This window comes from Paenibacillus sp. FSL H3-0469 (assembly GCF_038051945.1).
Lineage (GTDB): Bacteria > Bacillota > Bacilli > Paenibacillales > Paenibacillaceae > Paenibacillus_AQ.
In genome coordinates, this window is record NZ_CP150302.1 from 1572721 (window position 1) to 1598437 (window position 25717).

A 25717-nucleotide genomic window follows, 5' to 3' on the forward strand; every position below is an offset into this window, starting at 1 on the left:
CAGATACTGTATGCAGAGGAGGAACACTTTGACACTAGAGACGGGTGCAGACTAGATCAGACGGGCGATACTCTCAATCTCCACGGCGGAAGCTGCGAGCTGCTGCATCGAGGCGGTAATCTCCTCTGTGGCTGCGGCCTGACGTTCACTTTGCGCCAGACAATCCGTAAGCACGGCATCCATCTGGTTAATCTTCTGCTTAATCATCTGCAGAATACCGGCAATATCCTTGGCCGATGAAGCACTGGACACGGACATTTTGCGGATCTCCTGGGCTACGATGCCGAAGCCCCGTCCATGCTCAGCGGCATGCGCCGCTTCAATGGCTGCATTCAGCCCCAGCAGGTTGGAATTATCTGCCACCTTGCGGATGAAATCGAGAATCTCGTCCGTCTGCTGCAGATCCTCAACCACCTTTTGTCCCAGCTCTTTCAGATCCCCTACTGTATTCGCCAGATCCGAGGCCGTGCCTGCAATCTCTACCGAAGTCGAGCTGATCTCGTCAGAGGTCACCGCCAGCGCATTCGCCGCATCGCTAAGCGTTACCTGATTGCTGAGGCTGATTCCGATCGTGAATACTCCTGTCACAACCCCGTTCCGGTCCCGGATAGGCATGGATGACGATTTAAAAGGGACTCCGTAGATTTCTCTTGGAATCGTAGCGCTGACTTCTTCCCCGCTCTCCAGCGCAGCCCGGATTCCCCCGCTGGGCGGTACCGGAGAACCCAGTTCAATCTTGGCTTTCAGTTCCTTCCCTTGCAGATAATAAATGAACTTGTCCCGATCTGCCAAAGCAAACATTACATCCAGCGGGAAAAGCCGCTGCACCAGCGGCAAAGATAGTTCTAGCGCCTTCCGCAGCTGGTCCATTTCTGATTCCTGTCCTGTTTCCTGTCCTGATTCCTGTTCGGTATTCATTGCTTCAACAGCTCCCTAATCTTATTTATTTATGTACATCTCTTATCGCTCTAATCCTATCGCCCGAACAATGTAACACAGTTGCGGCCTTCTGCCTTGGACTGGTACAGTGCATCGTCACCCAGCTTGTAGATATCCTCCTCGCGCAGACCATCCACAAGGACGGCGGCTACGCCAATCGAGACGGTAATTCTTCCGTATTCCGGACTTAGATCATGCTGTATCCCCAGCTCCGCAATGCTTCGTCTGATCAATTCAGCAAACACGCGGGACTCTGGCGGAGTCAGCCCGGCAGCCACAATCCCAAATTCCTCCCCGCCCAGCCGGAACGCGGTTCCATCTGCCTGTTCAGCCAGTTCCTTTAGAACCCCGCCTATTCTGCGCAGTACCGTATCGCCTTCATAGTGCCCGTAGGTATCATTGTATTTTTTAAAATAATCAATATCCAGCATCAGGTAGGTTAAATACCGTTTGCCGGCAGCAGCCTTGTCCACCTCTTCCAGGAACAGCTTATTGAAGTATCTGCGGTTGTACAGCCCGGTTAATTCATCGGTGATGGAGATCCGTTCAATTAGCCCGATATACTTGCTGAGCTCCCCGTTGTTAAACTCCAGCTCCTTCGTCCGCTCCGCCACCAGTTCCTCCAGATGCTCCTTGTGCCGCCGCAGCTCCTCCTCCGCCTTCTTACGCTCAGTGATATCCTTAATCGTTCCCTGAATGGCCGGCTTATCCTGATACATGATTCTGACGACCTTGTGAATGGCGATGACTTCAAGGGACTTATCCTTATGCAAAAGCCTTGTCTCGTACTCTTCCGGTGCCTGCTTGCCCTCGACCCGTCTGGCATAATAATGCATCACCTTCTCCCGCTCCGGGGGGGTAATGAAATTCCCGAAGGGCTGCTCCAGCATCTCGCCCGGCTGGTAGCCGAGCATCTGCTCCAGAGCCTCATTAACATAGACACAGCGCATATCCTGGACCACGAACACCCCGTCCTGCAGGTTGTTGACCAGTTGGCGGTACTTCTCCTCAGAACGCTCAAGCTCATTATACAGAGTGGCATTCTCAAGCGAGAAGACCATCTCTCTGGACAGCAGATTGATAATCTTCATCCGTTCCTCAGTGAATACGCCGGTCACCAGATTATTCTCCAGATAGATGATGGCAATCGTCTTATTCTGGTTAATCAGCGGCATGCAGACCATCGATTTCGGCTGCTGCCTCACAATATAAGGATCATTCACGAATGGAGTCTCGGAATAGGCATCATTGTAGATCAGGCTCTCCCGGCTCTCCTCCACCGCTCTGATGATCGAAGCAGGCAGATTATCCAGCTGATGCGACTCATGAATGGCCACTGAGATCCGGTCCGTATCCGCTTTATATTCCCCTTCGACCAGAAGATTGGCCTTGGAGGTCATCAGGATGCAGCCCCGCTGCGCCCCGGCATTCTTGATCACGATCTGCATCAGCGCTTCCAGCAGGTGGTTCAGTTCAATTTCTTTGGAGATGGCCTGCGAAGCCAGAATAATGGAATTGAGGTCGATGCTCGCCGTATAGTCCGTCACCGTCCTGCCGTGCATGAACTCCTTGGTGCTGATTTTTTGAGCCAGGGCGGGGTAACGCTCCTTGATGAACGCGATCTTCTCCTTGGCGCCCCAGACCGAATAATAATATTCGGATTGTCTGAGCAGATAGGCGGCGAACTCATTGAAGCCTTTGTCCATATAGTACCGGGCCGCCAGCTCGTTGCAGAGTGCCTTATAGCGGATGAAGCTGCCCTGCTCGCTGGCCTCAATGGCCAGATCATAATAATAGCCTGCGCGGGTGCTGTTCCCGGAGATCCTAGCCCATTCGGCCCTCATCAGATATTCATGCTGGCGGAAGGTTCCCGGTGCATTGCTGGCCCATTTGCGTACCCGGCCAAGCTCCTTGCGCATTCTGGATCTGGCCTTCCGCTTGCCGCCTACCCCCAAACCCTTGTAAGCATAAGCCAGATTCAGGAACGTGTACAGTGCGAACTCCTCCATAAAAGCCGATCCGGCCAGCGTCCCGATAATCGGATACGCCCGCTCAATGTACTCCAGCGCTTCATCATGCTTTTCGTAGAGAAACAGCAGCTTCATTTTGTAGATATAATAGATGGCAATTCCCGAGTAATACCTTGCCCCCTGCAATTCGTGCAGATAAACCTCTTCACTAAAGACTTCATTATTGAATGAGGTACGCTCCGGAAGCTCACCGGCAAGACTGAGATAATACTGGCGGGCCAGCTGTGCGGTGGCAAGCGACTCCTTATATTTCGTATTCTCGATCATAGAGATCGTACGGGCACTTTCCTGAATCAAGGCCGGGATGTCCATCGACGGATTCCAGAGATTCACATAGAAGGCAGAATGGGCGAGGTAGAGCAGATCCCCTGTCCGCAGACTGGCTTCAATCGAGGTGCCGAACCAGTCCTGGAGCGTATCCCAGGGCTCAGTCCAGGCGTGGCTGAATAGCGTATACAGAACATGCGCGGCACCTTTCCACTGCAAATCATTGAATTTGTCGTTAATTCTGATCCCGAGTCGTCCATAAGCGAAGGCCCCCGGGGTATCCCCGAAGCCTGACAAGAGCATGGCATAGCCGATAAAAGCAAGCGCCGACTCCGGCGAGTTGCCGTATTTCAGTGTCAGACCCACCTTCTTCAGCACCACCAGCCCGAACAGTGAGGTCTCCCCCGAGATAAACGCCGGCGGTATAAAGTTAACCAGCAGCCGCATCACCAGCTTCATCTCCGGGTCCTGCATCTCCGGCAGTGCAAAAATCGTCTCCGGCGTTCTCCCCCGCAACGCGGCCTTAACGGCCAGCAGTTCCTTAAGGACTGCGGGCATTCCAACCTTGGCCGGAATCTTAATTCCGAGCGCCTTCAGTCCCTGTCTCCCCGAAGCAATCGACTCGGGCATCATACCGAGGTACATATAATGATTGGTCTGCATCTCGTAGATTTCCGCAATAGCCATCCGCTCCGTAGTCTGCTCAAGCAGCAGACGGCAAGCCTGATCCCCCTGACCGATATGATGGGTGAGATAGCTGCATTCCGCATACAGCCTGTAGATCTCCGCTGCCTGCCCCGGATCTGTGCTCCAGATCTGCTCCGGGAGCAACTCCATTGCCGCTTCCAGCAGCAGGAAGGCAGAATCATACCCGTATCCTGCTTTGGCCTTATGGGCTGCCCGCAAATTCAGAGCGACCACCTCACGTGCCTCCGAGCTGTCGGTGATTAACCCCAGTCCTTGATTGATGTGGGTGGCGATATCGACCAGCTTGTCCTCCACTTCGTCCTCTGCCAGATTCCGCAGCAGGAGCCGGCCGATACTAAGATGAAGCCTCTTCCCCCGTTCAGGATCAAGCAGCTGATAGAAGGCCTGCTGAATCCGGTCATGGGCGAATTTCAGCCGGATCCCCATCTGGGCAGCCTCGCGGCCGGATTCGGCAAGTGTAGCCGAGAATATGGCGTACTTATGGTCGGCAGGAACGATATATTCTTCCTGGACAGCCCGGGTAATCGCCGCAGCAATCACCTCCGGCGCTTCTTCTCCGATTAGCGTCAGCATCCCGTAATCGAACACACTGCCGGCCGCCGAGCTTAGCATCAGGATATGACGGACCTCCTCAGGCAGATGCTGCAGCTGTCCTACCAGGAAATCCACCACACTGTCATGGACCGGCAGTGCCTCCAGCTGCTCCAGGCTCCAGCTCCATTCCCCGTTCTGCTTATCGAAAAAGATAATCCCGCGCCGGTGAAGATCCTTCAGCATTTCCGTCAGGAAAAAGGAATTCCCCTTCGACCGCTTGTATAAATGTCCGGTTATCCCTTCGACCCGTTCCATGCTGCTGTATAGCGTGTCAGCCACAAGGCTTTGCACATCCGTCTCTTGCAGCGGCTGAAGGTGAATACGTCCAACTTCACGATTTTTGCCGATCTTAACCATCGCGGAGAACAGCGGATGACCTTCGTGGATCTCATTCTGCCGGAAGGAGCAGATCACAAGCATCCGCTGCAGATGATTATCCAGCACCAGCTTCTCCACCAGCTGCAGGCTGGAATAATCCGCCCACTGGACATCATCCAGGAAGAGGACCAGCGGCCGGTCCGGATGTATCACCCCCTGCACGAACTTGGCAAAGGTCAGGAAGAACCGGTTCGTCTCCTCGGCCGGACTCAGCAGCTCCGGCTCCGGCTGGGCTCCTATCCAGTCGGCCAGCTCAGGAATCAATCCCGTAATCACACCGCCATTCCCGCCAAGCAACCGGGTCAGCGAACGGGTGATCTCACGCTTATACGCCTCATCGGGGCTCTCCAGAAGCTGGCTGACCAGCCTGCGGAAGGCCTGAATGAGCGCACTGTACGGAATGTTCTTATTGTACTGGTCGAACTTCCCTTCCGCGAACAGCCCCTTCTCCCGGCTGATCGTCCGGTGCAGCTCATGGACCAGTGCCGTTTTGCCTGCACCTGCGTCACCGGAGACCAGCATGACCTGTGAACTCCCGCTCACGCTGCTGCGGAAGGCTGACTCCAGGGTGGACAGCTCCTGCTGTCTGCCCACTATCTTTTGCGGAATGCGGAAGGTGTTCAGGAGGTCCTCCGTTCCAATCACGAAATCCTCCTGACCGGCCAGGCATTTCTTCAGATCGGCCTTGATGCCGTGAGCGCTTCGGTACCGGTCCTCCGAAGACTTCTCCATCAGCTTCATAATAACGGCCGATAAGCCCCTGCTAACCTTGCCTCCGGTTGCATGGTAAGGGGAGACGGCTTCTTTCGCAATAATGGAATAGATCTGATCCAGCATCTCGGACGATGGATACGGCATAAGGCCGGTCATCATCTCATACAGGACCACACCCAGTGAATAGTAGTCGCTCCGGTAATCAATATTCCGGTTCATCCGGCCGGTCTGTTCCGGTGAGATGTACGGCAGACTGCCCTCCAGCACGCCGCTGTTCTGGAAATCCCGCCTCTCCTTGGACAGCTTCACTGCAAGGTCGAAATCAATCACCTGGACAATATCCCGTTCCCGGTTCCAGATGATATTCGACGGCTTGATATCCTTATGGATAACGTTCTGCTCATGAATGGAGCCCAGAATATCCGTAACCTTAACCGCCAGCTTCAGCAAGGCCTTCTCCCCCGGCTGTTCTTCCGACAGAATCCGCTTCAGCGAACGTCCGGCTATATCCTCAAGGACCATGACATACAGGCCGTTCTGCTCCTCAAGCCTCAGGGGACGGATAACCCCGTCTGTGCTAGTACTGAGCTCTGTAAGCAGCTTATATTCCTGCTTCAAGCGCATCACCGCTTCAGTGCCGGCATACTCCGATTTTAACACCTTGAGAATGACCGTTTCTGCAGAGGCAGCCTCGGTGCACCGGTACACTGCTTTTATGGGATTATCTGAAATGGTCTCCAGGACCTGATAATGGTCATTAGCAATCATTGTACTCCACCTTTAGCCTTGTTCTCCCGTAATCTCAATATCGGCATCGAATTTAAATACATAGGCAGCGATCAGCCAGATAATCCAGCAGTTTAGCCCAAAGAACAGATAACCGAAATAGCCCAGAACCGGCATCTCGGAGAAAATATGGAATTTGTCCAGATACGGCACCGAGTATTTCCAGTAATTCGGATTGGTAGGGGCATCGTCATGGAACCACTCACTGCCAAAGTTCCAGAACTCCCAGAAGAAGCCGTTGAACACCGTAGCCAGTCCCACCAGAATGACCTTGGACCAGTCTCCGTTCTTCACCGGGGTGAAGGGAGTCCAGTAACCGGCAAGCGCCATCGCTGCGGACAGCATCGGAACCAGCGCAACCCACAGCACCCAGAACAGCAGGTACGGATAATAGCCCATGCCGAAGGCCAGGATCAGCCCGAGAATATAATAGATGATCAGCCACATGCGTGATACGTTCAGCTTAGGCCCATGACTATAACGGTTGCGGAACAGACGGAAGGTCTTGAGGAGTAAGTACCATTCGAAGATGGCCGGAAGAACGGTGGTGTAGGATAAGGAGAACCAGAACACATTGCCGAAGTTAGAGAAGACTTCATTATTAGGATAATACCAATTCTCCAGCACGAAGAAATTCAGGTATTCAAAAGCAAACCAGCTGAAGCAGGACACCACTGCGAGCAGCTGCATTACATGGGGCTTGCGCGAGATGATTGAAGCTCCGTGATTTCTCCGGTAGACCAGCCCGTCCAGAATCAGAATAAAGGACCACCAGAGGGGAACAAACGTGTAATGCTCCAGAGAGATAAACAGCTTAACCCGTGCCCACATCAGGAACCAGCTAAGCGCAAGGACCGGCAGGCTCCACCAGAACCAGACCGGGAAAGGGGTGGCTTGCCCCGCCTTCCTGGGTGCCTCTTCCGTCTTCTTGAAGCCGAACCAGCGGGGGAATACCAGCACCAGTGTGATAACCAGGGCCACGACGCAGGCAAGCGAGAAATAGAGCAGGCTGAATCCGGGGTCTGCTTCAACCTTCTGGGCCGGGAAGTCCCCGTAACCCAGGGGCAGCCCCTTCCATTTTGCCAGACTGCCGAGTAACGGGAGCAGAAAGATCAGTCCGAAGGTAACGATCAAGAATACTGTCTTTTTCCATGTTTTCATTGCGCAAACCCCCGCGTATGTATGTAGTTGAAAGTCGAATTTTGTTGATAATCGCTAATATTCGATAACACTCCAGTTTATTCCTGCTGACTGCACACAAAAAAATGCCCCACCGTCCATTTCCATGACGTATGGAGCAACTGTGCGGGGCATAATGCAGGTGAAAACGGGCTTCTGGCGAATTCTATTACACCAATTATTAAATCCATAAAGTCTACTTAAATGAATGATATGCCTAACACTGCAACTAATACACCTGAATAGAGTGATGTATCTTATATAAAAGGAGGGGTTATATTGTCACAGCCTAATCTGCCCAATATCACGCCAACGATCACTTTATCTCGAGATGATGTGCTTAACCTATTATTTTCTTCCATTGCAATGGAAGAGTTGGGCTTAGCGCATGTTATTAATGCCCAAGGGGAAAACATCCAATTTGCCTTGGGCACACTTCCGGGGAGCACACCTGCTACGTTGGGTGAGGTTCTTCAGATAAACAGCAGTGCTCAATCGATGCTCGATTCCGTATTCCGCACCGAAATGATGTTGGATTCAAAACTCACCTCCGCTTCCGATATTCCATCATTAGTCGGACCCACAGGAGCCACGGGGGTAACCGGCGCTGCCGGTGCAGTAAACAGCGTCAATGGATTGACGGGCAATGTTGTGTTGAGTACAGAGGCTGGTGTCTTTCCAATCAGTAACGATGAACCATCAACCCAAGATTTGAACGGATTAATCAATGCCGGGGTGTATAGCTCGGGAAATCCAATTGGTGTAGGTCCGGAACATGGTCCACTGGGAGTTGACAATCCTCCGTCATGGACGATTTACGTCTCCCAGGTAGGGCCTTATATCCAGCAGTTGTATATTTCCAACCTAGCATTATATTACCGCAGTAGTCCAGACAGTGGCCAGAGCTGGTCAGATTGGCAAGAAATCGGTGCTCGCGGGCCAACCGGAACCACCGGTGAGACTGGGGCCACCGGCGTCACCGGAGCCACCAGTGAGACCGGAGCTACCGGGGGGACGGGGGCTACTGGTGTGACGGGGGCTACTGGCGTCACCGGGGCTGCTGGATTGACAGGAGCTACCGGCGTTACCGGGGCTACCGGCGTTACCGGGGCTACCGGCGTTACCGGAGCCACGGGCGTCACCGGAGCCACCGGACTCACTGGAGCGACCGGTGACACCGGGGCTACTGGTTTAACCGGGGCTACCGGCGTCACTGGGGAGACCGGGGTGACGGGGGCTACCGGACTCACCGGAGCCACTGGACTCACCGGGGCTACCGGCGTCACTGGGGAGACCGGGCTCACTGGCGCTACTGGTTTGACAGGGGCTACCGGACTCACCGGGGAGACCGGGGGGACGGGGGCTACCGGACTCACCGGAGCCACTGGCGTCACCGGGGCTACTGGCATCACTGGGGAGACCGGGCTCACTGGCGCTACTGGTTTGACAGGGGCCACTGGACTCACCGGAGCTACCGGTGTTACGGGAGCTACCGGCGTCACCGGGCCTATTATTGTAACTAACAATGCGATGTTTGAGCCCGCAACGGCTGCAGTACCTTCGACCTTAACACCTATTGTATTTCAAGAAATTTTTATTAATGGCAGCGGAATTGAACTTGGAACGCCCCCAAGCAATATCACGGTGCTCCCAAACAGCTTATATTATGTTTCGTTTACCATAACTATTGAGCTCTCTGCTGAAACAAACAATGTAACCAGTTCTGAAATGATAGTTAGATTGAACGGTAATGTCCAGCCTATAACGGTTACCGGACAAAAAAATGGCGGGATTGGAGCTACCGTGTATTTCTCTCTAGAAGGAAATGGTTTTCTTCAGACCGGCGCCACTGACAATACCATGACTCTCGATGCTACTTATAACCTAAGCGCCGGTACGGGAACTTATGTTACGGATCGGTCTAACCTGAGTATTATCCGGTTCCGTTAAACGAACAGATTCCGCTTTTTGAGGAGGATTAAGGGATGAGCAAGGGGGCAAGAGCCCCCTGCCCATTTTGTAGATAAGGAGGGAATCACTTGTCAAAACCGAACCTGCCCAATATCACCCCAACGATATCCATATCGCAGGACGATGTAATTAATCTATTATTTTCCTCTATTGCCATGGAGGAATTAGGACTGGCGCATATCCTCAATGCTGAAGGAGAGAAGATTCAGTATGCGGTCGGCACCCTTCCAGGAACCACTCCCGTTACACTTGCCGAATTAGGTCAGGTCAGTAGCAGTACTCAAGCTATGTTAAAAAAAATTATCCGCCATGAAATGATGCTGCAATCCAAGCTCCAGACAGCTGCAGATATTCGACCGGTTGTTGGTCCTGCTGGACCTATCGGAGCTCCGGGAGCAGAGGGTGGAGCACTTAGTGTCAATGGGTTAACCGGAGATGTGGCGCTCGGTGTAACAGCCGGTGTCTTTCCAATCAGCAATGATGAAGCTTCAACCAACGACTTGAATGAATTTAGAACTGCTGGTGTATACAGCAGCTCGGGAATCCCCGCTGATCCGGCTGGCCCAGTGAATGGTCCTACGGGAGTCGCAGACCCGTCGGTATGGACGATTTATGTATCACGTGTTGGAGATTATGTACAACAGCTTTATTTTTCCGATTCGGCTTTATACTATCGCAGCAGTCAGAATGGCGGGGTGACTTATCCCGACGGGTGGCTCCCGGTTGGAGTGCAAGGTGCTACCGGGGTGACTGGGCCTGGTGTAACCGGAGCAACCGGCGTTACTGGCATGACCGGAGCGACGGGTGCCACGGGCATAACGGGCGCAACCTTGGACACAGGTGCCACGGGGATCACCGGCGCCACAGGCGTGACCGGTGCTACCGGAGTGACGGGTGCCACAGGAATCACTGGCGCTACCGGCGTCACTGGCGCTACCGGCGTAACCGGCGCTACCGGACTTACCGGTGACGTTACTGGCATGACGGGCTTGACGGGCTTGACGGGTGCCACAGGTCTAACGGGTGCTACCGGGGGTACCGGTGAGGTCACGGGCATGACAGGCGCGACCGGGCTTACCGGTGAGGTGACAGGCATGACGGGCTTGACGGGGGTGACGGGTGCCACGGGTCTAACGGGCGCAACCGGGCTTACCGGTGAGGTCACGGGCATGACTGGCTTAACCGGGGTAACAGGTGCGACAGGGGTTACCGGCGCGACAGGTTCAACCGGTGATGTAACGGGTATGACTGGCTTAACCGGGGTTACCGGCGCATCGGGCGTTACCGGCGCGACGGGCGTAACTGGTGAGACGGGCCCGACCGGCCCCGTAGCCAACAATGCCAATTTTCACCCAACGGGTTCAGTAGCAAGTGCGGCAACGAATATCACATTTATAACAAATTTTATTAATGGCTCAGGTATCTCTCTTGTGAACGGCGGCCAAGGTATTCAATTGCAACCCAATAGCTTCTACTTTGTTTCTTTTAATTTTAGAATTCGAATATCAAATGGGAGTATTCCCGTCGTTGCTTCACAAATATTGGTTTTCCTCGACGGCGTTCAACAAAATATAAGCACTGGCACGCAGAGAAATGCAGCTGGTTCTGGTTTAGCCGCCTTCACCCAGGAATCCAGCGGTTTAATCCAGACTGGTGCCGGCCCTAATCCAACGTTAACCTTGACGGCTTCTATCACTCTTGCTTCGGGCACTGCCGAGTTTAATCCCCCTACTTGGTCGAATTTGAGCATTTATCAGGTCCTGTAATTCAAAGGTAATAAGGCAAGAGCTATAAAAGCTGATGTCCTTAGGTAACTCTCCTTTTCAAAAGCGGCTTAGGATATGTCGTTTCTTCCCCTGGAAGGACGGCGTATCCTTTTTTGCATGGCCTCGTAACCGCAGCATAAAAGCAACATCTCAAAGTTGTAACCTGATTTTTAATGCGCTTTCAAGCTGTTCTAGCATCCACCGGCTTCTCCAAGGTGATGATGGCACAGCCTGCCCCGAATATTTGTGAATGCACAGGCGCATGATACAATGGGACCGTAACGTCCTTGCCTTAATTTAACACTAGAGGAGTGACAGATGTGGCAATCAATGTGTATTTGAATTTCAATGGCAATACCCGCAAGGCTGTAGAATATTACGCTGAAGTGTTCGGGACCGAGCCTCCGCATATCATGACCTTCGGCGAGGCTCCGCCCGATCCGTCCCATCCTGTACCGGAAGAAGCCAAACATCTTGTCATGCACGCCAATCTGATGATTGCCGGCAGCCCGGTCATGTTCTCTGATGTATTCCCCGGCATGCCGTTCACGGAAGGGAATAATATCAGCCTAACGGTGAGCGATACCGATGAAGAGAAGATTCGTCTCTGGTTCAACAAGCTGAAAGAAGGCGGAACTGTACACATGGAGCTGCAGGAGACCTTCTGGAGCCAGGCCTACGGGAACCTGAAGGACAAGTTCGGCATTCACTGGCAGCTTAGCCATGATAACGGCCAGAACGCCTGACTCCCTTAGGTAGTTTACTTTTCACAAAAGCAGCTCAGGATATGACGGTTCTTCCCCTGGAAGGACAGCATATCCTTTTTTCTGTGGCCTCATCTCCGCAGCGTAAACGCAACATTTCAAAGTTGTAACCTGATTTTTAATGCGCTTACATCCTGTTCTATGTTTTAATTGTAATAACGTTATGTATTTCATCCTACTGTAAAGGAGACTAACTTATGGAAATATCCTCATTTTTGCTGCCCAAGGATCAGGTTGCATTCATCACCTCCTCGATCTCTATGCGGGAAGCGCTGGATCAGCTGGAGAATCATTATTATTCGGCCATTCCGATTATTGACGATGCCGGGAAATATGTTGGGACCTTGTCGGAGGGCGATCTGCTATGGAAGCTGAAGAATACCGATGGTCTGAGCTTCGCGAATATGAACGAGGTGACCGTTGGCTCCATTCAGCGTCATGTGCATAACGAGAGCGTAGAAATCCACGCGCAGATGGAGGATATGCTGACCCTGGCAGCAGACCAGAACTTCGTCCCGGTAGTGGACGACAGCGGAATCTTCCTCGGCATCATCCGCCGCAAGGATATCATCGAGTATTACACACGGAATATTACCGATTAACTCAGCTGCAGCTGCAGCAAAGGCAGGACTGTCCTCCATGGACGGCCCTGCCTTTGCTGCGTGATGCGGGTCTTTAACCCCTTAATTCTTCTATAGCTCTGTCAAAATAATCGTGCCCTGCGGGGTGACCGCCAGCGTATGCTCATACTGGGCCGACAAACCTCCGTCAATGGTGCGCGCAGTCCACCCGTCTGCATCCACCTTGGTCCGGTAGCTGCCGGTATTGAGCATAGGCTCGATGGTGAACACCATGCCTTCCTTAATCCGCGGGCCTTTGCCGGCCGGGCCGTAATGAGGCACTTCAGGTGCTTCGTGCATCTCGGAACCAATCCCGTGACCAATGAAGTCCCGGACGACGGAATAACCGTTAGATTCGGCATATACCTGAATAGCATGCGCTACGTCGCCTATGCGGTTGCCGGCTACCGCCTGCTCTATGCCTTTGAACAGGGATTCCTTGGTTGTCGCCAGCAGCTTCTCCGCCTGCTCACTAATTGTACCCACCCCGTAGGACCAGGCTGAATCCGCCAGCCAGCCGTTCAGGTTGACTACCATATCAATCGTTACAATATCTCCATCCTTCAGCTCCTCATGCTTAGGGAAGCCATGGCAGATGACATCATTCACAGATGCGCAGGTGGCATATGGATAACCGTGATAACCTTTTTGCTCCGGGGTTGCTCCTTGGGAGAGGATGAACTTCTCGGCAAACTGGTCGATCTCCCAGGTCGTAATTCCCGGCTTGATCAACCCGGCAATCTGCCGGTGGCATTCCGCCAGGATTTTGCCGGCTGCCCGCATCTTCTCAATCTCTTCCATCGATTTCATAATGATCATTCAATTCGCCTCTTCTGTACAGAATCCATTACTCACTATATAATGGCTCTTGATTATAATGGGGTATTGCTACTCTATATTATGTAAGAAAACTTCCGAAAATCCAAATAAACAAACAAAATAAACCTGTCTTCCGCAAAAACACCAGAAAACAGGCTCATAACTAACCTTCCTATGATGGCTATTCCGTACAAGTTACTGGTAGCTATGGCATATGCAGACCGCCAGGCATCAGCCGTTAGTCGTGAAAATTGAGCCCCGAAGTAACTGCCTTGACATATCCGCTGCGGATCACAAAATCCCCGAAGTGTTCACCGGTGCTGCGTTCCTTGGCATAGCGGTGAATGATTGGCCCAAGGGTCGCCAGAATCTCCTGCTCGTCAATGTTCTCCTTGTACAGCTTGTTCAGCCGGTCTCCGGTAAAGCCTGCACCCAGGTACATATTATATCTGCCCGGACCTTTTCCGATAAAAGCAATCTCGCCCAGCGCCGGTCTGGCACAGCCGTTAGGGCAGCCAGTCATACGGATGATAATCTCTTCATTCCGCAGCCCGGCTTCATCGATGATAACCTCAAGCTTATCCAGCAGGTGCGGCAAATAACGCTCCGCCTCCGCCATAGCCAGCCCGCAGGTCGGCAGGGCTACACAGGATAACGCGCTTCTGCGCAGTGCAGAATGATGGGCACCGTCGGTCAGCCCGTATTGCTTGGCAAGCTCTGTAATCTTGCGCTTCTTCGCCTGGGTCACACCGCCGATAATCAGATTCTGGTTCGGGGTCAGCCGGAAGTCTCCGCTGTGAATCTTGGCGATCTCGCGCAGGCCGGTCATCAGCGGGTAGCCCTCCTGATCCTGAATCCGTCCGCTCTGGATATAGAGCGTCAGGTTCCATTTGCCGTCCATCCCCTTCACCCAGCCATATCGGTCGCCATTATGATCAAAGTGATAGTCGCGCGCCGGCTCCAGCGTCCAGCCCAACCGTTCGTGCAGCTCTCCCTTGAACCACTCCAGCCCGTGCCGGTCGATCGTGTACTTGAAGCGGGCGTTCTTGCGCACCGAACGGTTGCCGTAATCACGCTGGATCGTAACCGTCTTCTCGGCGAGATCAATCATCTGCTCCGGACGGCAGAAGCCGATAATCCGTCCCAATTGGGGATACGTATTCGTATCGCCATGCGTCATTCCCATACCGCCGCCGACTGATACGTTGAAGCCGGCCAGCTTGCCGTCCTCCAGAATGGCGATGAAGCCCAGATCCTGGGAGAATACATCCACATCATTGGACGGAGGCACCGCCAACCCAATCTTGAATTTGCGGGGCAGGTAGACCGGGCCGTAGATCGGCTCAACCACCTTACTGTCCACAACCTTTTCGCCGTCCAGCCAAATCTCATGATACGCACGGGTACGCGGGGCAAGATGATCGCTGATTTTGTTGGCCCACTCTTGAACCTCAGCATGAACCTCCGACTGATACGGGTTCGGGCCGCTCATCACATTACGGTTAACGTCTCCGCAGGCCGCAAGCGTGGTCATCAGGGTATCGTTGATCGTTCTAATCGTCTTCTTGAGGTTCCACTTCAGCACCCCATGCATCTGAAAAGCCTGCCGCGTCGTCAGGCGCAGTGTCCCATTGCCGTACTTGTGAGCCAGTTCATCCATGACCAGCCACTGTGCAGCAGACGCCACACCGCCGGGCGCTACTACCCGCAGCATGAACTGGAAAGCCGGCTCCAGCTTGGAGCGTTCCCGCTCACTTCGCAGATCGCGGTCATCCTGCATGTAGCTGCCGTGGAATTTCAGCAGCCGGTTGTCATCCTCCGGCAGCCCTCCTGTAATCGGATTGCTGAGGGTCTCGACAAGCGCTCCGCGCAGATAATTGCTCTCCAGCTTAATATGTTCAACATCACTCGGCGGACCGCCAATCGGCTTCACCACTGGTTCATTGTTTGCCATTGCTGATTCTCTCCTCTTCCGCTTAAGTCCCGCTTAATAGACATCCCGCTGATAACGCTGCTCCTGTTGAAGCTTCTCCAGATAGGCGGCAGCCGCTTCCGGGCTTAGTCCGCCTTCCTCCTGGATCACTGTAAGCAGTGCAGAATGCACATCGTGGGCCATATGCTTCTCATCGCCGCATACGTAGACATGCGCCCCTTCCTGCAGCCAGCGGTACAGCTCCTTGCTCTGCTCCAGAATACGGTGCTGTACATACACTTTCTCCTCAGTGTCGCGTGAGAAGGCCACATCCAGCCTGCTGAGGACACCGTCTTTCAGCATCCGCTGCCAATCCGTCTGGTAGAGGAAGTCTGTAACGAAATGACGGTCTCCATAGAACAGCCAGCTTGGACCCTCAGCGCCCTGCTCCTCGCGCTCCTCCAGGAAGGAACGGAACGGGGCAACGCCTGTGCCCGGACCGATCATAATTACCGGTACACTGGAATCAGCGGGCAGCTTGAAGTTCGGATTGTTCTGGATATATACCGGCAGGGTGGCACCCGGCTGTACACGCTCAGCACAGTGTACCGAGCAAACGCCATAACGCTCACGGCCATGTGACTCATACCGTACAGCCCGCACCGTGAAGTGTACTTCGTCCGGGTTGGCATTATAGCTGCTGGCAATGGAATACAACCGGGCCGGAAGCTTGCGCAGGATGGTCACGAAGATGCCGGCCGGAGCATTCCAGGGTCCAAAGTCTTGAATAAGATCCAGCAGATCACGGCCCTGTATATACTCCTTCAGCTCCTGCTGCCGCCCGGGGGTCAGAAGTTCCTTAAGGGCAGGTGCGGAGGTAAGCCCAGCAGCTTGTTCCAGGAGGGGCTTGGTCAGCACCGTAATTTCGTAATGCCGCAGCAACGCCTCCTGTAGCGTGCCTTCTTCCCCCTTCTTATTCAGCGGAACACGTTCATCCGCATCCCAGCCCATAGCGGCAATGATCTCTTCTACCAGCTGCGGGTGGTTCTCGGGATAGACGCCAAGCGAATCCCCCGGCTCAAAGGTAATATTCGATCCGGCAAGCGACAGCTCCAGATGGCGGGTCTCACGGTCTGAGCCACGGCCGTTCAGATTCAGATTCTCCAGTACTTCGGCATGGAAAGGATGATTTCGGGAATATTCGGATTCCAGCGACTCTGCGCTCTCAGCAGCCTGAACCGCTGCATCCGCAATTCCTGAAGCATTCTGTGCGCCGTTAAGTGCGCTGATGACCTGACCGAACCACTCGGCCACCGGTTCATCGTAATCGAGGTCGCAATCTACACGCGGGCTTAACCGCTGTGCACCCAGCTCCTCCAGCTTCTGATCGAAGTCTTTGCCCGTCTGGCAAAAGAATTCATAGGAGGTATCGCCTAACGCGAGTACTGAGAAGCGCAAGCCTGGAAGCTGCGGTGCTCTTTTGCTGTAGAGGAATTCATGGAAGGCACGGGCATTATCCGGCGGTTCCCCCTCGCCATGGGTGCTGACCAGCAGCAGCAGGTTCTCTGTCTTCTTCAGTCCATTCGGCTTGAAGCTGTTCATTGCCGACACTGTGACCTTAAATCCCTGCTCCTCCAGCTTGCGGGAGAGGCTCACCGCGAGCCGCTGGCAGTTGCCGGTCTGGGAGCCGAACAATACCGTCACTTCACGCGAGGCTTGCTGCGGAGCGGCTGTTGCCGACTCTGCTATTACTGCTGGAGCAGCGGATACTGCTTGGATGCTTGATCCCTGATTGCCCTGCAGCGACACGGCAGATAAATACCCGCTCAACCATACCTGCTGCGAAGGGGTCAGCGTGGGCAGCAGCTGGTTCAGCAGCTCTGCCTGGTTCTCATTAAAAGGACTGTTCGTAACTTGTAGTTGCAACAATATCGACCTCTCCTTAGCATGCAATCTTCTTTCCTCTTAATATCATGAACTCAGGCTAACACAATACCGGCAAACGATCAACGAATCTTATAACAGCCATCTTGTTCTTAAAAAGGTAAATAGTTGCATAAAATGCACAAAACCCGGCTAAATCACAGTAAAACGCTCTGATTTAGCCGGGTTCATTACTAATTATGATAAGTTGCATTAGATAAAATGATAGAACGGAGTGCTATGGAGCTGGAATTTATAACGGTCTGCGGGCTGCTGGTTGCCGGAAATGGTCTACAAGCAGGTACACCAGGATCAGAAGGCCTCCGGCATTGATCGCCAGATCGGCCAGATTCATAATCCCGCCCCTGTCCCCGAAGACCAGGAAATCTGTCACCTGGTGATAGAGTACCCGGTCGATGGCATTACCGATGGCCCCGCCTACCAGGAAACCGCTGGCGGCTTCGAGCAAAGGTCCGCGGATTTTGCCCTGGCGCCGGTAATAGAAGATGGCTGCTACAAAAATCACGGCAACAATCGCAAAATACTTGCCAAACCCCTGAAATGAGCTAAAGGCAGCGCCGCTGTTCTCATAGTATTCAAACCGCAAATGCGGCGTCCAGGAAGGAAGGATCTCCCCAAGCTCCATATGGGTACGCACTATCCATTTCGTTGCCTGATCAAGCATCAGCACGAGGACAGCTATCAGATAAAAAAGCATCGGCAGTTCCCCTATCTTCTCTAGTTGTTCAACTCACAGGATCAGTCTACCACATTTATCTGGATACTTACAAAAATATAGCCGGACCATCCCATCAGGGACAGTCCGGCCGTTATTGGTTAGATGATTCCGTATCATACAGCTGCTGCGGGATATGCCGGGTTCCAAACCCTGCTTACCATAGGTATGGTTAACAGTCGTTGACTTTGCTTACCAGGCATACGCTTCCGGTGCCGGCTTGCCCGGTCCAGGGAAGATCTCGTCCAGCTTCTTCAGCGTGGACTCATCCAGCGTGATCTCGGTCACCCGCAGGGAGTCCTCGAACTGCTCCATCGTACGCGGCCCGATAATTGGTGCGGTCACAGCCGGATTCGCCAGTACCCAGGCCAGAGCGACCTGATCTTCATGCTCACCCAGCTCTTTGCAGAGCGCGGAGAACTGCTCCAGCTGGCTGCGGTGCTGCTCCAGCTTGGCTGAACGGGCGCTGCGCACCCCGGTCTTGGCGAGTGCATTGCGGCCCAACAGGCCTCCGGCCAGCGGACTCCATGGAATGACACCCAGGCCCAGCTCCTGTGAGGCCGGCAGCACTTCCAGCTCCGGCGTCCGTTCCAGCAGGTTGTAGAGATGCTGTTCAGAGACAAGGCCGAGGAAATGGCGCTCCTTCGCCTTTGCCTGGGCAGCAGCAATATGCCAGCCCGCGAAGTTGCTGGAGCCGATATAGTCGGCTTTACCTTGAGACACGAGGATCTCGAATGCTCCCCACAGCTCGTCCCACGATACGTTCCGGTCGATATGATGCATCTGATATAGTTCAATATGATCGGTCTGCAGGCGCCGCAGCGAGCCTTCGAAATGCCGTCTGATCTTGTAGGCAGACAAGCCTGAGCCGGAATTGGGACCATCCTGCTCGTCGAACATGTCATTGTAGACTTTGGTGGCCAGCACAACCTTCTCGCGCCGTCCGCCGCCCTGCTGAAACCAGCGGCCGATGATTTCCTCTGTCCAGCCGCGGCGGTCCTGACCGCCGTACACATTCGCCGTATCGAAGAAGTTAATGCCCGCATCGAGGGCTGCATCCATAATCCTGAAGGCTTCCTTCTCCTCCGTCTCCGGCCCGAAATTCATCGTCCCCAGACACAACTGGCTCACCTTCAGCCCCGATTTACCCAAATAACTGTACTTCACCGCAATTCCTCCCTTTCACTCCTGCTAGATTGGCTGCTTCATATTCACTATAACCCTTAGAGCCTACTCTAAAGCAAGTTTTGCCGGGATACTTAAGATTAGAACTCAAAGCTTGGTCGTCACTGCGGTGAACATTTGGCTCTCCGGCCGCTGCCCGGTTTGGATTTCCTGATTAAAACCGCTCTTCGCGGTAGAAATCCAAACACAGCTTTTGCTTACGATGCGAGCTTTCCTGCGGAAAGCTTTCAGGCGGACGCTATCGCTCCTACAGTTCCAAATTTCCCCTCCGCTTCTTTTTGCTTTTTGGTAAATGCTTTAATACGGTCTTATATGATTAAAATATTTTTTTACTTAGCGTCAGCACCGAATGTATGTTGTTTTCCACATACATTTGGTCATGCGCCTTCTATCTGGCAAATTGTGTTCGGTTTTTCGATTACATTTAGCCCGTCCCCACATTCGCTTCTCCGCTCCCCATTATCCCCTTCCCCACCTTAGAGCCCCCCAAAATACAAAAAAACAAGCCCCCCGAAAGAGACTTGTTCCGCACTAACTATAATCCATCATATTATTGCACTATTCAGCACTCACTCAATACCCACTCTAGCTCTGGCCAAGCGCCGCTCCATGCCCGGCCTCACCGTTATCCGGGAACAGCACCTCGCCGGTCTTCAGCTGAATGTCCACAATCTCCTGCAGCGTACCCGACAGCTCGCCTGGCGGATAGGGCTTGGTCAGATATTTCTGCACGTTATCCATCATGCTCTTATCGTCCTTATCCAGCGCCGAGGAGATTACAATCGGCACTTTCTCGGTCCGGGGATCGTCCTTGAGCATGCGGATCAGATCCCAGCCGTCAAGCTCATCGCCCAGCATCAGATCCACAACGATCGCTACGAAGGGCGTTTTGACGGCCTGGTCAAAAGCTTTTTGCGGATGATAGTGATGGGTGACCCGGAAGCCCTTGCCCTTCAGCTCCTCCGAGAGCAGCAGCGACAGGCTGTAATCATCCTCCACAATCATCACATCCGGCTTCTGCTCCTTGCCAGCGCCCCATCTAAGCGACGGCTCCTCCTCAAGGTGGCCGGTCTCGGCCTGCATCACCGGAAGACGGAACCATACCGTCGAACCTTCGCCTTCAACCGATTCAATCCCGATTGTTCCCTTCAGCTTCTCAATAATTTCCTTGCAGATCGCCAGGCCGAGCCCCGTACCGCCAATCCGCTTAGATGCACTATTGTCCACTCTGCGGAATTTCTGGAACAGCTGCCCGATCTGATTCTTCGGAATCCCGAGTCCATGGTCCTGAATCCGTACCATAATGCTGCCCGGTTCGTTATGAAGCATGACCTTCACTTCACTGGCACCCGGCGAGAACTTGATCGCATTGCTCAGCAGGTTGGTCAGCACCTGGATAATTTTATCCTTGTCTACCTCAACCCCGGGATTCAGCGCCTCATCCTCCAGCAGAATATGGTGGGTACCGCTCAGCTTGTACTGATCTATGACACTCAGGACGGTCTCGCTAAGGTTGACCTTTTCCACATTGTACAACTGTGTGCCGGACTCCATCCGCTGCAGGTCCAGGAAGTCGTTAATCAGGTCCGTCAGACGCTTGGCTTCCTTATGAATCGTCTCCAGATATTTCAGCTGCTTCTCCGGCTTCATCGTTTTGGACAGCAGCAGCTCCGTGAAGCCCAGTACACTCGACAGCGGCGTCCGCAGCTCATGGCTGACGGTGCTGACCAGCTCCGACTTCATCAGATCCAGCTCATACTCGCGGGTGATATCCCGGTGAACGAACAGCGTCCCCACCCGGACCTCCCGGCGGAAGACCGGTATGGCATAGGCATCCACATGCTTCATGTCTTCCTTACCGATGGAGTACTTCATCGCACTGGAGTCAACGTTATGCTCGGACATCGCTTTCAGGTAAAAGCGACCCAGCTCCTCCGATTCATTCACCCGGCGGGTGAAATGCTCCATCCAGCGCTCCTTGGGAATCAGCATGCCTTCCGTCCAGTCCTCATAGCTGAACAATTGGCTCAGCGCCTTGTTGATATGCTGAATGACGCCCTCCGTGTTGACGAATTGGATGCCTTCATTGACGTTGTTCACAATATCCCGGTTCAGCTCACGGCCATTCTCGATCTCCTCGTACATGAACAGCCGTTCAATGGCCAGGGCGACCCGGTTCATTATCCCCTGAATTTCACTGGTCTCTTCCTCTGTGAACGGATGCCCGATGCGGGTTCCGCAGAAGACCGCCAGAATCTCATCCTCCGCATTCACTACAGTCGTATAGTAATCGTAACAATACACCTCATTGGCGGAAATCCCCTGCTCTCTGACTGAGCCTACCCGCTTCACCACATACGACTTTTCCACGCTCAGGCGGTACAGAATCTCCTTGCTGCCCTCACCGATGTACCGCTCCACATTCTCCGGCGGAACCCCTTTGACCACCGCTATCTTATCCTTGACCAGCAGGAAAAGACTGGAGTCGAACGAGAACAGGCGGTTCATGAATTTGTTGAACTTGTCGGCGAATTCATGCTTGTCGAGCGTATAGGTAATTTCATGATTCAGCTGATTGTTAAGCTCCAGCATCATGGACGTCTGCTCCGTGCTTTTCAGCGTCTCCGCCAGCTCCTGCTGCACATTCTTCATTGAAGTAATATTATTGGCAATCAGGATATACTGGTAAATCTGGCCTTCATCGTTCAAGTAAGGCATGATTGTCAGCTGCAGCCAGAGCGGCGAACCTTCCTTCGCCGTAAGCTCTGCCTCCCCGCTCCACACGCCGCCGGTCGACAGCTTGCGGACCATTTGCTCTACCTGTGGTTCTGAAATATTATGCAGCTCAAACAGCCGGTAAGTGTATCCGATAATCTCGGAGCTCTTGTATCCCGTGTAGACGCTCAGATTATCGTTCACGTAGGTGAACACGCCTTTGTTCGACAGAATGCCGACGGCAGAGGTCTGATTCAGCGCCTTCATCATGCTCTCGATCTCACTGAGCGACCGCTCCAGCCTGAACTGCTGATCCTGAAGCTCGTCCTGCTGGGCATGCAGCTCTTCATTCTGCATCATCAGCTCTTCCTCTTTGTCCTGGATGCTATGGGCCATATTCAGGAAGGCGTCATAGAGCCGCCCGATCTCATCCTGCTTATGCAGCTTACCGAGCAGAACTGCATCCCCGGCAGCCAGCGAATTCGTTGCTTCCTCCAGCTTCACAATCGGATCGATGATAATTTTGAGCATCCGCCAGATCAGCAGGGTGAAGAACAGCAGCAGCAAGGTACTAAGCAGAAAAGCAATGAAGGTGAACGTATCCGCCTGCCTGATGGAGCGGGAGTTCAGCTCATTCAGCAGCGCATCCGAATTGGTTTCGAATTGCTTGGTATAGCCCAGGTATTCGTTCACAGCCTTGGTGCTGCCGCTCTGGGACAAGCTCCGGATTCCCACATAATCATTATTTTTCACCAGCCGCATCACTTCGGGCAAGGTCTGGCTTTTGTACTGTTCAAAGAACACCTTAAGGTCATCTCTGTACCGGATTTCTTCGGCTGACAGCTTCAGGGAAGAGTACTGCTCCAGAATACCGTCAAGCCTCTTAACCGCAGCGTTCAGCAGCGCAAGCTCATTGTCACTCTGGGTAGCCACATAACCTCTCGCCCGGAAAAAGACCTCGCTGAGCGTCACCGCCAGCTCGTTGATCGTTGCCGTCTTATGTTGCAGCACTTCACGCTTGTGATCCAGCTGTTCCTGCTGGACATTGATATAGAAGACCAGACCGATTCCTCCGGCCATGATGGCAACGAACAGGAGAAGAAGAATCCGGTAATATTTCGTTTTGATGCTCCGGTCAGCAAGCTTAAGATTTCTCACTCAGAATGTCCTCCACGAGCTGCAGCAGCTCCATCGGGCTGAACGGCTTCGGCATAAAATACCGGGCTCCCGCCTCTCTAGCCCGGTTACGGTCCATCTCCTGTGCCTTGGCGGTCAGCATCATAATCGGCGTCCGGTTCTTCAGCTCCCCGTCCAGCTCGTTCAACACTTCAATGCCGGTCATTACGGGCATCATGTAATCCAGAATCACCAGATCGTATGGTTCTGCCGCCAGCCTGGCGAGCGCCTCGCCCCCATTCTCAGCGGTATGGGTCTCCACATTATCAAGATCCTCCAGCGTATCCTCAATCAGCATGCGCAGAACCTCTTCATCATCTACAATCAATACCTTTTGCACCATAGCTCACTCTCACCTTTCAGTCATCCCTGCTTGGGATGCATTGCATTTAGAACAGAAACCGGTGGGCCAGACGCTCAATCCGGGTCAGCAGCTCCGGCAGATGGAACGGCTTAATGACATAATCATCCGCTCCCATCTGCAGCGCATGGATAATATCCCGCTGGTTATTGCGCCCGGTCAGCATAATCACGAGAATGTTCAGTTCAGGATAGCTGCTGCGGATCTTCTCCAATACCTCCAGCCCGTCAAGCCCCGGCATGACGCCGTCCAGCAGAATAATATACTTCTCTTCAGGAGCATACCAGTCCGACTCCAATAGAAGCGCGCCGTCCGCATAACTCGCAACCTTCACTCTGGCGTTCGTCCCAGGCTGCCAGGCAGCGAAATGGGTCGTCACAATTCTGCGGATCAGCGGATCATCGTCCACAATAATGACATTCAGCAGCGTCTCACGCTGGCTCAACAGCAGATCCTGGCTGTACAGGGTACTCTGGTTCCGGCCGTTATGCTTGCTGGCATATAGCGCCAGATCGGCTTCCTCAACTAATGTATCGGCATCCGGCACCTCTTCGGTGACCCCGGTCACCCCGCAGGAGAAGGTAACATGGAAGCTCTCGCGTTTGGCCTGAAATTCCCGGGCCGCAAAGGCCGCCTGAATCCGCTCCATCACCAGCAGCGCCTGCTCCGCAGGCGTATTGGGCATGAACAAGGCGAACTCCTCTCCGCCATAGCGGCAGAAGGTGTCCTCCGTACGGATCGACTGCTTCACCAGCTCCGAGAAGCTCTGCAATACCTCGTCCCCCATTAGATGCCCGTACGTATCGTTCACCTGCTTGAACAGATCCAGATCCAAGAGCGCGAGAGAGAAGGTCCGCCCGGTCCGCCTGAAATCGGAGATTAGCTGCTTCATCGTCTGGTTGAAGTACTTGCGGTTGAACGCCCCGGTCAGCTCGTCGACAATGATGGATTCCTGCCACTCCTTTTTCAGCTCGAAGCGGTTCTTGATCAGGACCAGGAACAAATCAATGTCCACCGGCTTCTGGATATAATCCATAACCCCCAGCGAATAGGCATACTTCTGAACTTCAATGGAATGCTCGCCGCTGATAATAATGATCGGAATCCGCTCTTTCTTGGCTTTGCCGATAATCTGCTTCAGCACATCAATCCCGCTGCGGTCCGGCAGCAGAATATCAAGGAGAATTAAATCAGGCTTGGTCTCATAAAAAAGCTTCAGTCCGCGTCCGGCCGACAGCGCAATGCTGACATAATAGGACTTACGCTCCAGCGATTCCCGCAAAAAAGCGACCAGCTCGACATCATCGTCGATGATCAGAATCTCGTACTGCTGGTGGACATTGCCGTGGGACAATGCAATACCCGGAGTCAGCGGGGGCACCGCGCCCTTACTGTCCGGCTCCCCGAACAGCTCCAGCAGCGGGTAGATATAATCGCCCCACTCGGCTTCCGTCCAGCTTCTATAGTTATCATCCGAGAAATAGAGCAGCGCATTGCCGGAGAAAGCCTCCACGGCATCGAGACCCACAGTGCCTGAGGTGCCCTTCAGATTATGCAGGAAACGGTAAATATCCTTTTCCTCGACTGCTGACTGTTCCGACCATTTCTGCAGAGTTTCTCTCGTGCGCTCTTCCACCAGCTCTTTATATTTTCTCGTTGTCATAATAGCTCCTTCAGTCCAGCTTATCCTACAAAACTCCAATAAATCATATTTCACATCAAGTGTCAATGTTATTATAACCTCAGGAAAATGCAAGCTCAAATCTCTGATCAGCCCGACACAAAAGCTTTGGTTGATAACCTATCCTTGATTTGACATAATAATTAAAATCGTTCATTCCGTTAATGCGGCAATGAGCGAAGATTATAGATTATGGATAACGGGAGGCTTTTCAATTGAAGGGGATTATTACTGTACTCGGGAAAGACAAGGTAGGCATTATCGCCAAAGTATGTACATACCTCGCAGAGCACAATCTGAACATTCTGGACATCTCCCAGACGATTGTGCAGGATTATTTCAACATGATGATGATCGTGGACATCTCTGCCCCCAGCAAGTCGTTCGAGGCGATTGTGGAGGAGCTTCAGCAGGTAGGGGAAGACATCGGTGTGGAAATCAAGCTGCAGCATGAGGATATCTTCAATATTATGCACCGGATTTAACCGGCGAG

The 25717-nt window shown here is 53.2% G+C and carries 16 protein-coding genes; 5 read left to right on the plus strand and 11 right to left on the minus strand.

Annotation, left to right across the window (positions count from 1 at the left end):
• Positions 1-51: 51 nt before the first annotated feature.
• From NSS83_RS06975 to NSS83_RS06985, 3 genes are read right to left on the minus strand one after another with little or no spacing between them, the layout of a single operon-like run.
• A complete protein-coding gene (locus tag NSS83_RS06975; RefSeq protein ID WP_341185058.1) occupies positions 52-918 on the minus strand; it encodes a methyl-accepting chemotaxis protein in 867 nt (288 codons plus the stop codon).
• Between the two features lie 56 nt (positions 919-974).
• On the minus strand, positions 975-6398 hold the full coding sequence (locus NSS83_RS06980) for a diguanylate cyclase (protein ID WP_341347952.1): 5424 nt from the start codon (positions 6396-6398) through the stop codon (positions 975-977).
• A gap of 12 nt (positions 6399-6410) precedes the next feature.
• Positions 6411-7577, minus strand: coding sequence for a small-conductance mechanosensitive channel (locus NSS83_RS06985; RefSeq protein ID WP_341347953.1), 1167 nt, complete (start codon positions 7575-7577; stop codon positions 6411-6413).
• A 516-nt stretch (positions 7578-8093) separates the two neighbouring features.
• Between NSS83_RS06985 and NSS83_RS06990 the strand changes: the two genes are divergently transcribed.
• The 4 genes from NSS83_RS06990 to NSS83_RS07005 all read left to right on the plus strand — a co-directional run bounded on the left by NSS83_RS06990 (position 8094) and on the right by NSS83_RS07005 (position 12698).
• Complete coding sequence (locus NSS83_RS06990; protein ID WP_341347954.1) at positions 8094-9545, plus strand: collagen-like protein; 1452 nt, start codon at positions 8094-8096, stop codon at positions 9543-9545.
• Between the two features lie 308 nt (positions 9546-9853).
• Positions 9854-11332 carry a hypothetical protein gene (locus NSS83_RS06995; RefSeq protein ID WP_341347955.1) on the plus strand — a complete coding sequence of 493 codons (1479 nt, stop codon included), beginning with the start codon at positions 9854-9856 and terminating at the stop codon, positions 11330-11332.
• 320 nt (positions 11333-11652) lie between these two features.
• Complete coding sequence (locus tag NSS83_RS07000; RefSeq protein ID WP_341185052.1) at positions 11653-12078, plus strand: VOC family protein; 426 nt, start codon at positions 11653-11655, stop codon at positions 12076-12078.
• A gap of 215 nt (positions 12079-12293) precedes the next feature.
• The gene (locus tag NSS83_RS07005; RefSeq protein ID WP_036700824.1) at positions 12294-12698 is read left to right on the plus strand and encodes a CBS domain-containing protein; all 405 of its coding nucleotides are present in this window, start codon (positions 12294-12296) and stop codon (positions 12696-12698) included.
• Positions 12699-12788: 90 nt separating this feature from the next.
• Here the strand turns inward: NSS83_RS07005 and map are convergent, their stop codons facing one another.
• The 8 genes from map to NSS83_RS07045 form a co-directional block, all read right to left on the minus strand.
• Positions 12789-13535, minus strand: a complete 747-nt coding sequence (gene map, locus NSS83_RS07010; RefSeq protein ID WP_036733023.1) for a type I methionyl aminopeptidase — start codon at positions 13533-13535, stop codon at positions 12789-12791.
• Between the two features lie 238 nt (positions 13536-13773).
• Positions 13774-15489, minus strand: coding sequence for an assimilatory sulfite reductase (NADPH) hemoprotein subunit (gene cysI / locus NSS83_RS07015; protein ID WP_341347956.1), 1716 nt, complete (start codon positions 15487-15489; stop codon positions 13774-13776).
• 33 nt (positions 15490-15522) lie between these two features.
• The gene (locus NSS83_RS07020) at positions 15523-17373 is read right to left on the minus strand and encodes an assimilatory sulfite reductase (NADPH) flavoprotein subunit (RefSeq protein ID WP_341185263.1); all 1851 of its coding nucleotides are present in this window, start codon (positions 17371-17373) and stop codon (positions 15523-15525) included.
• A gap of 250 nt (positions 17374-17623) precedes the next feature.
• A complete protein-coding gene (gene lspA / locus NSS83_RS07025; RefSeq protein ID WP_341185050.1) occupies positions 17624-18088 on the minus strand; it encodes a signal peptidase II in 465 nt (154 codons plus the stop codon).
• A 210-nt stretch (positions 18089-18298) separates the two neighbouring features.
• Positions 18299-19273 (minus strand): aldo/keto reductase, encoded by a 975-nt coding sequence (locus NSS83_RS07030; RefSeq protein WP_341347957.1) that lies wholly within the window; start codon positions 19271-19273, stop codon positions 18299-18301.
• A 603-nt stretch (positions 19274-19876) separates the two neighbouring features.
• Positions 19877-23164 carry an ATP-binding protein gene (locus NSS83_RS07035; protein WP_341347958.1) on the minus strand — a complete coding sequence of 1096 codons (3288 nt, stop codon included), beginning with the start codon at positions 23162-23164 and terminating at the stop codon, positions 19877-19879.
• Positions 23151-23522 (minus strand): response regulator, encoded by a 372-nt coding sequence (locus NSS83_RS07040; RefSeq protein ID WP_341185262.1) that lies wholly within the window; start codon positions 23520-23522, stop codon positions 23151-23153. The genes NSS83_RS07035 and NSS83_RS07040 overlap by 14 nt, the downstream gene beginning before the upstream one ends.
• A 49-nt stretch (positions 23523-23571) precedes the next feature.
• Positions 23572-25206 (minus strand): diguanylate cyclase, encoded by a 1635-nt coding sequence (locus tag NSS83_RS07045; protein ID WP_341185045.1) that lies wholly within the window; start codon positions 25204-25206, stop codon positions 23572-23574.
• Positions 25207-25439: 233 nt separating this feature from the next.
• Between NSS83_RS07045 and NSS83_RS07050 the strand changes: the two genes are divergently transcribed.
• Positions 25440-25709, plus strand: a complete 270-nt coding sequence (locus NSS83_RS07050; RefSeq protein WP_341185044.1) for an ACT domain-containing protein — start codon at positions 25440-25442, stop codon at positions 25707-25709.
• The last annotated feature ends 8 nt before the right edge of the window (positions 25710-25717 follow it).